The sequence below is a fragment of the Microcystis aeruginosa NIES-843 genome (assembly GCF_000010625.1).
In the GTDB taxonomy this organism is placed as follows: Bacteria; Cyanobacteriota; Cyanobacteriia; order Cyanobacteriales; family Microcystaceae; genus Microcystis; species Microcystis aeruginosa.
Genome location: NC_010296.1, coordinates 3,111,697 through 3,125,012, shown reverse-complemented (window position 1 = coordinate 3,125,012; position 13,316 = coordinate 3,111,697). Strand labels below are relative to the sequence as shown.

The window sequence follows — 13,316 nt, the reverse complement described above, 5'->3', positions numbered from 1 at the left end:
GAGACAGGCAGGATACTTCGAGATATTTGTCAAGTACAATTTATACCAAATTAGATGAGCTTACCCTGGATGGAGATGTACCTTTATTCCTGAAAGTAGGGGACGGAAATAAAGCGGACAAAGCGGTTTTTGGTCAAATCGCCCGAGAATTTAAAAAACAAGTTGACTTTGACAGTTTAATAGTCGGCGATAGCGCCCTCTATAGCAAAGAGAATTTAAAACTAATGAAAGAAATGCGTTGGTTGTCTCGAGTACCATTAAGCATTAAAGAGGCTCAAGAGTTAGTCGATAGCATCTCAGAAAAAGAGTTAACCGATGCAGAAATACTGGGTTATTCCTGGCGGGAAACAAGCTCTAACTATGGGGGAATAGAACAAAGATGGTTGCTAGTTGAAAGTCAAACTAGAAAAGAATCAGACTTGAAAAAATTAGAGAAAAAAATCGAGCAAGAAAAGAATTCTGCCCAAGAAAAAATCCGCCAACTATCCCGAAGAGAATTTGAGAATAGAGCGGTGGCGTTGGCGATAGTCAAGGGATTATCTGACTCCTTAAAATATCATCGGTTAACTGAGATTCAAGGGAATTACTTTCAAGCTGACTCGAAGAAATTAAAAGCCAAACTGACCGACAATTCCCCCTCTCAATTCTACCGAATTCAAGCCGAATTAGAGTTGAATTTGCCAGCGATTGAGAGGCTCAAGAAACGAGCAGGACGATTCGTTTTAGCAACTAACGATTTGGAGAAACAACGATTGAGCAGTGAGGATATACTCAAAAAATATAAAGGGCAACAAGCTCCAGAAAGAGGATTTTCTTTTCTCAAAGACCCCTGCTTTTTTGCCGACAGTGTCTTTCTCAAATCTCCCCATAGAATCGAGGTCATGGCCCTGCTCATGGGCTTGTGCCTGCTGATTTATACTATTGGTCAAAGACAACTTCGTCTGAACTTAAAACAGCAGGAGACGGGACTGAAAAATCCGTTGGGTAAGTTAACCGACCGACCAACATTACGCTGGATATTTCAGGGCTTTCAAGGGATTCATCTCCGACCTATTCAAGACAATCAAAAGATTAGCAACTTAACGGATGAGAGGCGCAACATTTTGAGATTTTTCCCCAAACCTTGCCAGGAATATTATCTCTTATCTTGACCAGATGGATTGACTTCAAGGGGTGACAAAACAAAGCGAGTAACTGGAACATCTCCCCCTAGATGTTAAGTCTGATTGCCCAGCCATTCTCAACAAGCACTGTTTATTGCGAATGACCGGGGGAACCCTGAATTTTTCGACTTAGTTGGCGGCAGCTTGCCGCCAACTCACTCCTCTAGATAAGTATTTTGACTCACGCTCCTTCCTCTTTCGAGACGTTGTGACACTTAGGGTGCGGAATGTGGGTTATGATTTCACTTGATTCAGTTTGTAGAACACATAACCCAGACATCCTGCTGCAATGAGTTCTAATATTCCAAGCATGAAACTAATACTACCTCCAACTGTCAGCATAAAAATATTGGATAACACGAAAAAGCCATTTAATCCTATGCCAAAAAGAGCAGCGTTTTTTGCTTGATCAAGATTATTCTTACTGAGCGATTCACAAACAATGAGAATAGACCAGAGCATCAAAAACGTCCAACCAACACCCCAAAAATTACCTATAGATATACCAAATAGCAAGACGATGGTGTCTGCACCTATAGCAACATAACACAGTATCTTTAGAAGGTCTTTTTCAGGAATGATTTTGGAACCATTGGGGGATGCCTCCCTTTTGGGTTGGACAATTTCTGGCTCTACAGGCTGCGAATGAAGTTGAGAGCCGCAGTTGATACAGAATTTCGCATTGTCAGAATTTTGAGTTCCACATCTCGTACAAAACATTGTTTTGCTCCTAAGAAATAAACTTAATGATCAAGAAAAGGTCTAGATTTAACCACATTTGCTATCAGTATCCCACACAGAAATAATGGACAAAGCGAGCTAACCAATATTATTTTTTCTTCGGCTCCATAAAAGTCCAATTCTGATTTGAACCGATGTTGGGATTGAAAAATGGGTCGTTGGAATGTTGATAGTTACCGAAGCCATCCGTCCAATGATAACTGTAGTTGTAATCTTGTTGTGACTCGCCATAGTAAGGGTCATCGCAAGTCTCTACACCCCGAATGTATTCGCTAAAAGCATCACTCGGTGAACGGTCTGATGAACTACTGCTCGAAGAATGGCTTGATTGCCGAGCAGCTTGGCGTTGTTGCTCGAAAGCACTCAGCCAAGCGTCGTTATTCGCACTGATAGCCTGGCTTAACTGGCCAGCAGCTTGAATCTGCGAATAGCCCATCTGAATATATTGGTTGAACTGCATCTGAAGTTCTTGCAAAATTTGGGCATAAAGCTGTTCCCAGAGCGGATTTGGCTTAACTGAACAGGCAATCCGCCAAAACGTTTCTTTTTCTGCGTCGAGGCTGCCCTTTTCCCCTTGAAAACTGAAAAGCCGAGCAAAGCCCCAATTGATCTGCATCGTCATGCCCATCGGCCCATAGTACGGTACGTTTTGCGTGAATTTGATGCCGTAAATTTCTTCTTCAAAAGTTTGTCCGCCCAATTGTTCATATTCAATCTTGAGGCATACATCCTCACTTGTCAGTCCTTTCAAATCCATGCCGATTCTTTGTGCGAGCTGCGGGATTGGAACAACACTGACAATCTTTAAGGTGTTAGGAATTAATAGTTTATTGGCATAAGAATAGTTGGGAACTACCCAGCGAGTCATGGCATCCACTGCTGACATGGGCTGCAAATATACCGCACCTAAAATATTTTGTCCTTGTTGGCAAAGTCCGTAATTCGGCTCTACCCAGAAGAAAAGTGGTCCTGGAAACCAGAAAGATAAAGATGCGGAATGCGGCTTTAACTGATCGAGCAGCCCAGACGGAACAACCTTGGCGAAGCTGCAAACCGGAAAACTCACGTTCTGAAAGTTCCATACAAGATAGCTAGTTGCTCGCCAACCTACCGGATGCTCAAAAACCAATGCCACAACGCCATTGTGTTGCGTATCAATTACTTGATGTAAGGCGAACTGCTTTTCATTTAGGCTATTTTCATTTAGGCTATTTTCATTGGGCGACGGCGAATTTACAAATCTAAATACATCCATCTCGTCCTCTTTTTTGCAATCTTTGTCGATAACTTCGCCTTGTGTAGTAGAATCCCCGTTCTTGATATATTTGTCCATCACACCGTAAGATTTGTCCATCGCACCGTAAGAATAATTCCGTCTATCTGATGGCACAATGAGGGCATTCTTTAGATCCTCAAGAGTTACTTTAGTTAGATCCTCAAGAGTTATTGAGCTATTGGGAAATAGCCCTTTTTTCTGTTGCCCAGTTTGGCTCTCTGCGGACTCGGTATAAAGTGGAGAGCCGCAATTGAAACAGAATTTTGCATTATCAACATTTTTGGTGCCACATTGCGAACAAAACATTGTTTTTCTCCTTAGATAGGATTTGTTACTTTAACTCCGACAAAAAACCCGAATTAGCGAATCCGATACCAAGTTTCTCCACCAGACAAGAGTTGGTTCGAGCCATTCATCCGGAAGCTGCCCGCTTGCTGCTTACCTAATGGCCCTGCAATAAATTGAACTGACGTGCAAGCATCAATCATCTGGTTGGGAAGGGGAGGGCAATAGTACCATATTCCCCCGACCATGATTTTTCCTTTCAGTGGGATAAAGACGAACGAGTCCGGTCCGGTAAACCTGTAATTGCCACTCCACTCTGTATAAGCGGGTGGTTCACCATGTGACCCGGCTCCAATGGCATAAGGGACTTCCAGAGAATAAAATACCCAACAAAAAAATAGAAAAGTGTTTTTTTGAAAAAGTAATTATTTTTGTCTAGGAAAACAAAGAGTCTCCCATTACAACCTATTTTTCCGAAAAAATAGGCAGCACAAACTCTTATACTTCCGAGCTTTTTCGAGTATAACAAGGACAAGTTAAAGAATCAAAGACAGTTTTTAGCTAACCATCTTAGTTAACTACAAACTAGGTCTTATCATAATAGATATCAATAAACCATTGTCCCAAATCGGGAAAGTCTTGATTCGTTGATTCTGTGAGACGTTCGATTTTTTCTTCGATTTTTTCCATGGCTTTTTTAGTAAGCTTTACTCCTTTTTCATAAGTTTCAGTAATCAACTTAACAATCGGGTGTTTTCCTTTCCAAGTCATAGTTTGGGCGAATTTCAAAGCCGTTTCGATTTCATCTAAAATACTCCCATTCCAAGGGTTTTCTAACACAGCCCAGGTTCGTTCAATAGGATTATATTTACTATGGTAAGGGGGATAGTAAGCTAAACGTATATTAACTTGATATTTTTGGGAAAACTCAACTATACGTTTCATGAACTGAGTTCGTCTCGAATTATTTTCTGGTCCATTATCTTGATTAATTATCAAAGTTTTAATTTTCTCAAAACGAGATTTTTCCGACTCCCAGAAATCTTCTAATATATCAACAATAAAGTCACTGGTGACTGTGGAGGCAGTGAAATACAAAAACAACTCATCAAATTCTGGAATAAATATTCCGTAAGGGGTTAGGGTTGTTTTCGGATTAAAATCATGATCGTTTGTTTCGACAGTTATTCTATTCTTACCTCCTCGATCAAATAGTCCAATATTAACACGGGCTTTGGCATCCAAACTAAGACGTAACATCGTAGGGTCTTCATCCGCTTCCCGATTAATGTTAGCTAATTCCTCAAAGATTGCCTCGGTTTCTGGAATTTTTTTTGAGGTAAAACTTTAGCGACTCTTTTCAGACGATAACCTAAGTTATTTAATTTAACCCGAATAGTTTCCTCGCTCGGTAAATCCTCATCACTGTACCCATATTTAGAGATTAATTGCTTTCGGACTTCGGCCGCACTCAGTCTCACATAAAGCCTTTGGCTTTTAAAACTTGGGTCAGTTTGGCTTTGAGAATCCACTAAACTTTTGATGTTTTCCAATAGAAAAGGTAAATGTTCTTCTGCTTTTTTCCGCCCCTTAGCTGAATGATTATCAACACAAATAATACCTCTTTTTAGTTCTTTAATTCCTTTACGAATAGTAGTTCGATTCCAGCCTAACTCCTGTGCAGCAAGGGTTTGTCCCCCATAGCCTAATTCTAAGACTGTTTGGGCCATGAATCTTCTTTTAGCTGCACCTTTTAATTGAAGTGCAGTTTCACTGAGCAATTTCTTGAGGGAATCAGTTAATTCCATATACACTTACAAAGAAAAACTTGATTAATAATGTACAGGATTAATTCTACTACAAAATTGGAAGGAGGAGGCAACCATCGACCCCTACCTCCTACACTCCGAGAATGATTATTATTCTTGAGCATGAATAGTTTATTTTTTGGAAGTCCCTAACTACCCCCATAAGCACCGTCTCGATTGAAAATCAGCGTCATAGTCCGAGGGGGATCGCCAGGCTCCGAGCGTTGCCAGATGCCGATAAGGGGAGAATTTGGCTGGGCAAGCACAGATTTAGTGTTAATGGTTGACAGCGGATTGACTCGGTTTTGTGAGACGCAGCTCACGAGCATCGCGGCGGCTGAGAAAGCTGTCGTCACCAGAAGTGTAGTAATTAATCTTCTCAAAATCCACCTCCTAAACATTTCTGGGAGTCTGGAGGCTGTAGAGAACTCTACGAGCGTTTCTCTACACTTCTATTATCGCCCAAAATATCTTGAGAGACCGTTCGTAAATTAATATTAAGCGCGGACTGGAGCCTTCTTCGCTCTCTGCCGCTGATTATCGGTTAAACGGCGAAGCATAAGACGTATCATGGCAATATAAACGGCTCCCTCGTGATTTTCTGGTAGTTCCTCGTAATCCCGACATAATCGTCTCGATTTATCCAACCAAGACAAGGTTCTCTCTACTATCCATCGCCACGGTGCGACGACAAAGCCTTCCCCCAACTTCGGAACGCTCTCTAGTACACATTGGTGGGCGGCTTCAAGCCTGGCTTTGATCTCTCCCTGATCAGCCCCGTCGGCCAAGACTTTTTCAAGTCTGACCACAACTTCTAACCCACATTCCGCACCCTAAGTGTCACAACGTCTCGAAAGAGGAAGGGGCGTGGGTCAAAATACTGGTGGTGATTCGGTAGTAGTGATGGCGGCTTAATCCTTTGCTTTGCTGTGCATTGTAGTCATGGATAAAATACCAAACAGCCCCAACATGATTCTCCATTTTTTTAGAGAAAGATAGACTCTCTCTCACCAGCCGAGAAATCCTTTGTCGAAAGGTATTATTTCTGAACTTACCCCATACATATATACTATAATAGCCGAAAACCCTTATCCATCAATGGATGCACCCCCTTAACTTTTCTTAATGTACCCATGTAATTTGTAACATTTATTAATGGACAAGAATTCTCTCTATTTGCTAGAATGGTAGTCATGTATATAGAAAAAGTTCTTAACCGTAATTCCCCCCCCGCCGTTCTTCTTCGAGAGTCCTACCGAGAAGGAGAACAAGTCAAAAAAAGAACCCTGGCCAACCTCTCAAAATTACCCGATGATATTATCGACAATTTGAAACTGGCTCTTAAAGGAGCAACACTGTCCATGACTGAAGGCATTCCCAATCATTTTGAAGTGATTAGAAGTCTTCCTCATGGTCATGTGATGGCTATTTTAGAGACGATTAAAAAATTAGGTTTAGACAAAATAATCAGTGAAAAATCCTCACGAATCAGAAACTTAGTGGTGGCGATGATTGTGGCAAGAATCATCAATCCTAAATCAAAACTAGCCACAGCGAGAGGATTTAATAGCGAAACTTGCAGTCAGAGTTTAGGACAATTGTTAGACTTAGAGAAAGCCGATGAAGACGAATTATATAACGCCTTAGATTGGTTATTAGAAAAACAAGATAAAATTGAGAAGCACCTAGCACTTAAACACTTAGAATCAGGAACATTAGTCTTGTATGATGTCACTTCTACCTACCTAGAAGGAAATGGTTGTGAACTGGGAAAATATGGTTATAACCGAGATAAAAAGAAAGGGAAAACTCAGATAGTTTTTGGTCTGCTCTGTTCAGCTAAGGGTTGTCCGATAGCGGTAGAAGTATTTGAAGGAAACACCTCAGACGGTGCTACTTTAAGCGGACAAATTGAGAAAGTCAGAAAGGGTTGGGGGATTGAGAATGTGGTCTGGGTAAGTGATAGAGGAATTTTAACCAACTCGAAAATCAAGGAATTAGTAAAACCCATAGAAGGATTAGACTATATTACTGGTTTAACTAAGCCTCAAATTCGCAAACTGGCTGAGGTAGAAGTGATTCAATTAGGATTATTTGATCAGGTAAACTTGGTGGAATTTGAGAGTGAAGATTATCCCGATGAAAGATTAATTGCTTGTCGGAATCCCTTCATTGCCCAGAAAAATCAACTACAAAGAGAGGCATTATTAGAAGCGGTAGAGAAGGAACTAGATTTGATTGTTCAGGCGACTCAAAGGGAGAAAAGAGCTTTAAAGGGTCAAGATAAGATAGCTTTGAGAGTGGGCAAGGTTCTTAATCAGTTTAAGGTCAATAAATACTATAACCTAGAGATAACAGAAGAAGGCTTTTCTTATCAGCGTAAGCGGGAATTAATCGCTCAAGAAACGGCCTTGGATGGTGTGTATGTGTTAAGAACTTCTCTGGAGTCAACTTTGATGGATGCAGCGACGACGGTTAAAGCCTATAAAAGTTTATCTCAAGTGGAGGAGGCATTTCGCTGTTATAAGTCAATTGATTTAAAGGTACGTCCTATCTATCATTATAAGGGTGATAGAGTCAAGGCTCATATCTTTTTAAGCTTTTACGCATTTAAGTTACATTGACAGCATTACCCTTATTTTTAAGTTTTCTACTCCATTTAATAATCAATCCCCCTTCATTTAAAAGCTGATTGACTACTTTTTCCAGTTCTTCTTTATTTTCAAATTCTCGATTAGCTATGTACTCTTTAGCGGAATGCCACACTAATTCTATTAGGTTGTAATCTGGACTATAAGCTGGTAAAAACTCTAGCCTAATATTGGGCAACTCTTTTTCCACCTGCTCAATAACATCTTTCTTTTTGTGATAACTAGCATTGTCTAATATGATGATAATTTTCGGTCCTTTTTCTCGAAAATCTTCGGGCAGATTTCCCAAGTTTATCCATTCTTGACGAATCTCTTCATGAAGTTTCTTTAATTGTTCATGGAAAGTTTCTGAATTTCCTTTTTTGATCATAAAACAGACTCGTTTTTTGTCATTATATCTTAAGGCTCCCATCACATTCACCCTTCCTCTTTTTCTTTGTCCATTCACTTTTTTTCGCTTTCCTTTTTTTGTCCAAGCTCTCCTTCTTATTACTCTCAAACTAAATCCACACTCATGAGGGGCTGTGTGGCGAACCTGCGTCGCCACCTTGAAAGCCCCGTCCCAAAACCATACCTGGATTGACTCTGGCTTTTCTTTAGCCAACCTTAAATATTCATCTAATTTTTCTTTAAATGCTTTTCTTAATTTCTTGTCTTGCTTATCTTCTAGACTATATTTCGCCCAGATATACACATACTTTTTTCTTCTCAATATTCTTCTCACTTGCGAGCCACTCAGTTTAATTCTTGTTTCCTTTTCTAGATGCTCTGCTAATCTTGCCGCTGTCCATCTCCCGAATTCATATCCAAATTCCTTCGGGTCTTCATCAACTATTTTTAATAGTAAATTAATATATTCCTCTGTGGCTTTTTTATGATTTCCATTTTTTCTCCCATCTTCTAGACTTTCTAAATTGTTAGGATCACCGTGAACACACCAAGGGGCGACCGTTTTGAGTGAACAGCCAATAAAGTCAGCTATTTCTCGTTGAGTTTTTCCGTCGTTTAGCAAGAGAAACATTAAAATTCTTTCCCTAACCTCTGCTCTTTCTTCTTCTTTAAGAGCTTTTTGTAAGTTTTTCTTTTCTTCTAAGTCTAGGAAATCTTTTGCTGGCATAAGTAGGATTTTTCTAAAATTACTATTTCTATTTTAGGTGGTTTAAGTGCGTTTTAGCTTATGTATGTTGGCTTATTATGTGGAATGGCATTTAAAACTTAAAACAGGGAGCATCTCACTTATGCAATGAGTATTAATACTTATAGCCGTCAACAACTAGAAAATCTTCAACTTGATCACAAAGAGAAATGAGATTATAATAGTTATAACTTACAATTCAGAATAGCTCTCGATGGGAGGAATAATTCAATGTTATCAGAAAATGAAAAAAGAATTAAAGAGTTATGTCAAGAGTTAGGGCAATGTCTCTATGAGCAATCCCCAATTAATAAATTTAATAACTTGGGAGAGATAGAGGAGACAGTCAGAGATTTAATGATTCAGTATGTCAACCCAGAAATCGGTATTTTTTTGTCAAAACAAGCACAGGAGAAACAGCTGGTCGGACAAGAAAAGTGAAAAGTATTTTGGGGGAATTACCAATTACAGAAAAACAAGCGAAAAAATTAGAAATAAAGTCTCGGACTCAGATGAGTCCAATGTTAGAGAAGAACTGTTTGCTATTAAGTGGCGATGAATCCTACGAGAAATCGGCGCAGAAAATCAAATCATTGACAGGGATTGCTGTTTCTCACAGTACCCAACAACGCCTCGTACATCGCTATGCTTTTGAAGAATTACCGTCTAACCCAGAAGTGGAAGTGGAAGAAATGAGCCTAGATGGCGGTAAGGTACGACTAAGAACTGCCAAGGGAAAAGCCTTAATTTGGCGTGATTATAAAGCAGTGAGTTTTCATCAACTGGGGGTAGCGGCTTTTTTTCAAGATAACTCAGCTTTATTAGATTTGGTTAATTCTCAAGTTTTGGCCAAGCCTTTAATTTGTTTAGGAGATGGACATGATGGTATCTGGAATTTATTTCGTGAGATAGGAGAGAAACAGGAAAGAATTGAAATATTGGATTGGTATCATTTAATCGAAAACCTCTATAAAGTTGGCGGGTCATTCCAGCGAATTGAGGAGGTAAAATGTTTTCTCTGGAAGGGGGAAGTGGAGGCGGCTATCTCTTGTTGTGAAGGATGGTCAGAGCCGCAAGTTGAGAATTTTATTACTTATTTAAACAAGCATAAACATCGAATTGTCAATTATGGTTATTTGCAGGCAGAGGGGATTTCCATTGGCTCTGGCTCCGTCGAATCAAAAATTAAACAAATTGCTCATCGTCTTAAAATTACTGGTGCAAGTTGGGAATCTGGTAATGTACCGCAAGTCCTTCGTCATCGCTGTGCTTATCTAAATGGTTGCCTTTTTTAACTTTTTTATTGAGATCATTAAGCATTTCTACTTATTGCAAAGGTGAGATGCTCCCTTAAAACTTTAAAACAGTCTTTGGCTCCTTTGTTATTTGAGGATGAAGAAATTGATGATAGTTCTCTGAATGTGATTAAAGCGAGTCGCAGTGAATCCGCTCAGTCTAAAGAGAGAAAAAAACGGAATCAAGAGAACCTCCCTGTGCATAGTTTTCGGACTTTGTTGGAAGACCTGGGGACAATTTGCTTGAATACAGTGGAATGTACGATTAGGGAGGGAAGTTATCGTTTTTCTAAGATAACTCGACCGACCCAACTGCAACAACAGGCGTTAGATTTATTGGGAGTTTCCTTGATTTGTACCCAGTAACGGGGCGCTGTAAATTCTCTTAATCCCTCCTACAGCACAGGTTATGGCCTTTTGTCAACGGGGAAGTCCAGATATTCGAGAGAGGGCGTGGGAGATGGCCTGGATGTACGGTTTACTGACGTTGTACGATGCGGTTTTTCTAGCCGTGGCCGAGAGAGAGAGAGCCAATTACTGGACGGCTGACACGGTATTCTTGAAGGCTCTAGTTCCCAAACCGTCCTATGTGTTCGCTCTGGGTGGGGAGAATGAACGCGATGGCTAAAAGACGGTTGGAATGGACAGAAGACGAACTCGATGAAATGTTAGCTTCTGCGGGGCGCGGGGTAGAAGCGATCGAGGTGGAGGTAATTCAGTCCTCGCGACCGTTGAGCGAGGAGGAGGTCAGGGACAGGGAGCGGTTAGAGCGGACGGTAGAACGGGCTTTCTACCAGGCTGGTTCCGCCCTGCAAGAACTGCGAGATCGACGGTTGTACCGGGACGGGTACGACTCCTTCGAGGATTATTGCCGGGGGCGATTCGGTCACAGTCGTCAGAAGGCCAACTATTTAATTACGGGGGCGGCGATCTACCGAACCCTGAGTGCCGCTAACTGCCCGCTCCTACCATCGAGCGAGTATCAGGTGCGCCCCCTGGCCGTCCTTACCCCGCAACAACAACCCACCGTCTGGAATGAGGCCGTAGCGGTAGCTGGGGGCAGAACACCTGACCACCGAATCGTTCGCGAGACGGTGGGTAAATACCGGGACAAAGGGAAAGCGAATGTTTTCGAGGTGGGGGAAGTGGTCGGTATCCTTGCCAAAGATAACCCGCGCCTGAAAGGGAAAAACAACTGTTGGGCGATCGTTACTGCCGTTCACCTGCGCTCCTGCGACCTGCGACTTCACGATGGGGCGATCGATCTGGTTAAAATCGAGTACCTCAAGGAGTTGGGCTACACCGAAGGGGACTGTCAGACGGTGCGGCGATTATGCGATCGATTGTCGAGACTGAGGGAAGGGGAAGAACTGGAAGATACCGCCCTTGCTTTCTTAGGAATCTTGGGGAAACTACAGCGACCTTACCTGAGCGCGTTAGAAGAGGAAATGCTGACCATGCTAGAGAAGTATTACGGGTTAGTGACCGATTAATTTCCGCCCTCGCTAGACTCGAATCGCTGTATCTCGATGAGATAACCATCCGGGTCGCGGAGGAAACAGTGATAGATGCGGTATTTTTCGTTAAACAACGGCGGTTTCTCAAACGTTACCCCCTGTTGTTTCAGGTAATCGTACCACTCGTCCACGCGCTCCGTGACCAGCGTGAAAATGACATTCGATTGTCGTCCCTCGCCTGACGCTCTCGACTCGTTAGCCCGGCAGATGCCCAAATAACCGTCGCCGCTCACCCGGTAGATGCGGCAACTTCCCTGATCCAGCCACAGGGGAAAGCCCATGACCCGCTCGTAAAAATCCGCCGCGGCGGTGAGGTCGCGGGTGTAGATGAAAGTGATCTGGCTGTCGATCGGGGGACGGTTCATGAGAGGTAGGGTAATCGCTGAATCCGAGCTAATCACCGTTTTTTGAGGAATTATCGCTGTAAACTGGATAAATATCCTCATTAAAGCGATATATCTTCAAGCTCGCAGGAAATCTGATACAAAAGGCAGTTTACCACTTGCCCGTATGTCAGATTTGACATATCATGGGATAATAAATGCAAAACAAAAATGATAAAGATATCGTTTGGTTGAGTGGAGAGGTGAAAACTCCTCCTTTTTCCCTAGAAGCCCGTCTAGAAGCTGGTTATTTGTTGCGACGGCTGCAAAAGGGAGAGTCGCTCTCTTTGCCCCACTCTAGACCTATGCCTAGCATCGGTGCTAGATGTCAAGAGTTACGAGTTAACGATCAAGATAAAACATGGCGGATTATTTATCGAATTGATGAGGACGCGATTATTATTCTGGAGGTATTTGCTAAAAAAACGAATCAAACACCGAAAGAAGCGATCGAAAGATGTCAGAAGCGCTTGAAGCTTTACGATGCAATCAATTAAAAAGGGAGATCGGACATGGATTTAGCTAAACGTCAACTTTTAGAAGCGGCGGGCTGGAAGGTGGGAACAGTAGAGGAATTTCTAGAGCTTACGCCCGTAGAATCCGAGCTTATCGAACTCAAACTAGCCCTCGGGAGAAAATTAAAAGAAATTAGAAAAAGTCAAAACATTTCTCAAAAAGAGTTAGCAAAAAGAATGGAATCGAGCCAGTCACGAGTGGCGAAAATTGAATCGGGTGATTCCTCGGTTTCACTTGACCTGATAACCCGCGCCCTTTGTTTATCGGGGGTCACACGTCGGCAGATTGCGGAGGCAATTATTAGCTCGGATGTTAGTTCCGAAGACGATCTCGTGTAGCGAGCGCTTTGGGGAGCAAGTCAGTTTTGTCAGAACATAAATACTATTCAATAGCTAAAGACTGTTATTTAGGTAAGCACAGCGGTGTTTAAGCACTTGAGGGATATTTTCTTCATTCCACTGGGCTCCAGAAATTTTCAGTCGTCGGTCAATCTGTTTAACCGTGGATTCAACGGCTCCCGAAGCAATAGAGCAAATCTCTTCTTCC

Annotated in this window: 10 protein-coding genes and 5 pseudogenes; 7 read left to right on the top strand and 8 right to left on the bottom strand. The window is 41.8% G+C overall.

Annotated elements, in window-relative coordinates; translation table 11 throughout:
* Positions 1-68: 68 nt before the first annotated feature.
* Positions 69-1,151: pseudogene (locus MAE_RS14835) on the top strand (IS1634 family transposase); the annotation flags it as partial.
* A gap of 246 nt (positions 1,152-1,397) precedes the next feature.
* On the opposite strand, the gene MAE_RS14830 reads toward MAE_RS14835, so the two are convergent.
* From MAE_RS14830 to MAE_RS32330, 5 genes and pseudogenes are all read right to left on the bottom strand, one after another.
* Positions 1,398-1,883 (bottom strand): zinc-ribbon domain-containing protein, encoded by a 486-nt coding sequence (locus MAE_RS14830; RefSeq protein ID WP_012266322.1) that lies wholly within the window; start codon positions 1,881-1,883, stop codon positions 1,398-1,400.
* Between the two features lie 109 nt (positions 1,884-1,992).
* Positions 1,993-3,486: a zinc ribbon domain-containing protein gene (locus MAE_RS14825; protein WP_012266321.1), complete on the bottom strand. Its 1,494-nt coding sequence runs from the start codon at positions 3,484-3,486 to the stop codon at positions 1,993-1,995.
* 564 nt (positions 3,487-4,050) lie between these two features.
* Positions 4,051-5,273, bottom strand: a protein-coding gene (locus MAE_RS29825) for an ISAzo13-like element ISMae28 family transposase (protein ID WP_125730310.1) whose coding sequence is annotated in 2 segments (ribosomal slippage) — positions 4,051-4,793 and positions 4,793-5,273 — 1,224 coding nt in all. Because the reading frame shifts where the segments join, the coding sequence is not laid out codon by codon here.
* 497 nt (positions 5,274-5,770) lie between these two features.
* Positions 5,771-6,082, bottom strand: coding sequence for a transposase (locus MAE_RS14805; protein WP_012266317.1), 312 nt, complete (start codon positions 6,080-6,082; stop codon positions 5,771-5,773).
* A gap of 121 nt (positions 6,083-6,203) precedes the next feature.
* Positions 6,204-6,317, bottom strand: a pseudogene (locus tag MAE_RS32330) (IS1 family transposase); the annotation flags it as partial.
* A 149-nt stretch (positions 6,318-6,466) separates the two neighbouring features.
* Between MAE_RS32330 and MAE_RS14800 the strand changes: the two are divergent.
* Positions 6,467-7,885: pseudogene (locus MAE_RS14800) on the top strand (IS1634 family transposase); the annotation flags it as partial.
* Here MAE_RS14800 and MAE_RS14795 read toward each other — a convergent pair.
* A complete protein-coding gene (locus MAE_RS14795) occupies positions 7,884-9,041 on the bottom strand; it encodes an IS630-like element ISMae23 family transposase (RefSeq protein ID WP_012264998.1) in 1,158 nt (385 codons plus the stop codon). The pseudogene MAE_RS14800 and the gene MAE_RS14795 overlap by 2 nt on opposite strands.
* Positions 9,042-9,290: 249 nt before the next feature.
* Between MAE_RS14795 and MAE_RS14785 the strand changes: the two genes are divergently transcribed.
* The 3 genes and pseudogenes from MAE_RS14785 (at position 9,291) to MAE_RS14770 (ending at position 11,847) form a co-directional block, all read left to right on the top strand.
* Positions 9,291-10,354, top strand: a protein-coding gene (locus tag MAE_RS14785) for an ISKra4-like element ISMae43 family transposase (RefSeq protein ID WP_125732176.1) whose coding sequence is annotated in 2 segments (ribosomal slippage) — positions 9,291-9,447 and positions 9,447-10,354 — 1,065 coding nt in all. Because the reading frame shifts where the segments join, the coding sequence is not laid out codon by codon here.
* Between the two features lie 63 nt (positions 10,355-10,417).
* A pseudogene (locus MAE_RS14780) lies at positions 10,418-10,720 on the top strand (tail length tape measure protein); the annotation flags it as partial.
* Between the two features lie 245 nt (positions 10,721-10,965).
* Positions 10,966-11,847, top strand: coding sequence for a hypothetical protein (locus tag MAE_RS14770; RefSeq protein WP_148204756.1), 882 nt, complete (start codon positions 10,966-10,968; stop codon positions 11,845-11,847).
* Here MAE_RS14770 and MAE_RS14765 read toward each other — a convergent pair.
* On the bottom strand, positions 11,844-12,236 hold the full coding sequence (locus MAE_RS14765) for a VOC family protein (protein ID WP_041804787.1): 393 nt from the start codon (positions 12,234-12,236) through the stop codon (positions 11,844-11,846). The genes MAE_RS14770 and MAE_RS14765 overlap by 4 nt on opposite strands.
* Before the next feature lie 176 nt (positions 12,237-12,412).
* Here MAE_RS14765 and MAE_RS14760 point away from each other — a divergent pair, with 176 nt between their 5' ends.
* Both MAE_RS14760 and MAE_RS14755 read left to right on the top strand, forming a co-directional pair.
* Entirely contained in the window at positions 12,413-12,751 is a 339-nt protein-coding gene (locus MAE_RS14760) for a type II toxin-antitoxin system RelE/ParE family toxin (RefSeq protein ID WP_012266311.1), read from the top strand.
* 15 nt (positions 12,752-12,766) lie between these two features.
* A complete protein-coding gene (locus MAE_RS14755) occupies positions 12,767-13,108 on the top strand; it encodes a helix-turn-helix domain-containing protein (protein ID WP_012266310.1) in 342 nt (113 codons plus the stop codon).
* A 54-nt stretch (positions 13,109-13,162) separates the two neighbouring features.
* Here MAE_RS14755 and MAE_RS32325 read toward each other — a convergent pair.
* Positions 13,163-13,312, bottom strand: a pseudogene (locus tag MAE_RS32325) (ISKra4 family transposase); the annotation flags it as partial.
* Positions 13,313-13,316: the final 4 nt, after the last annotated feature.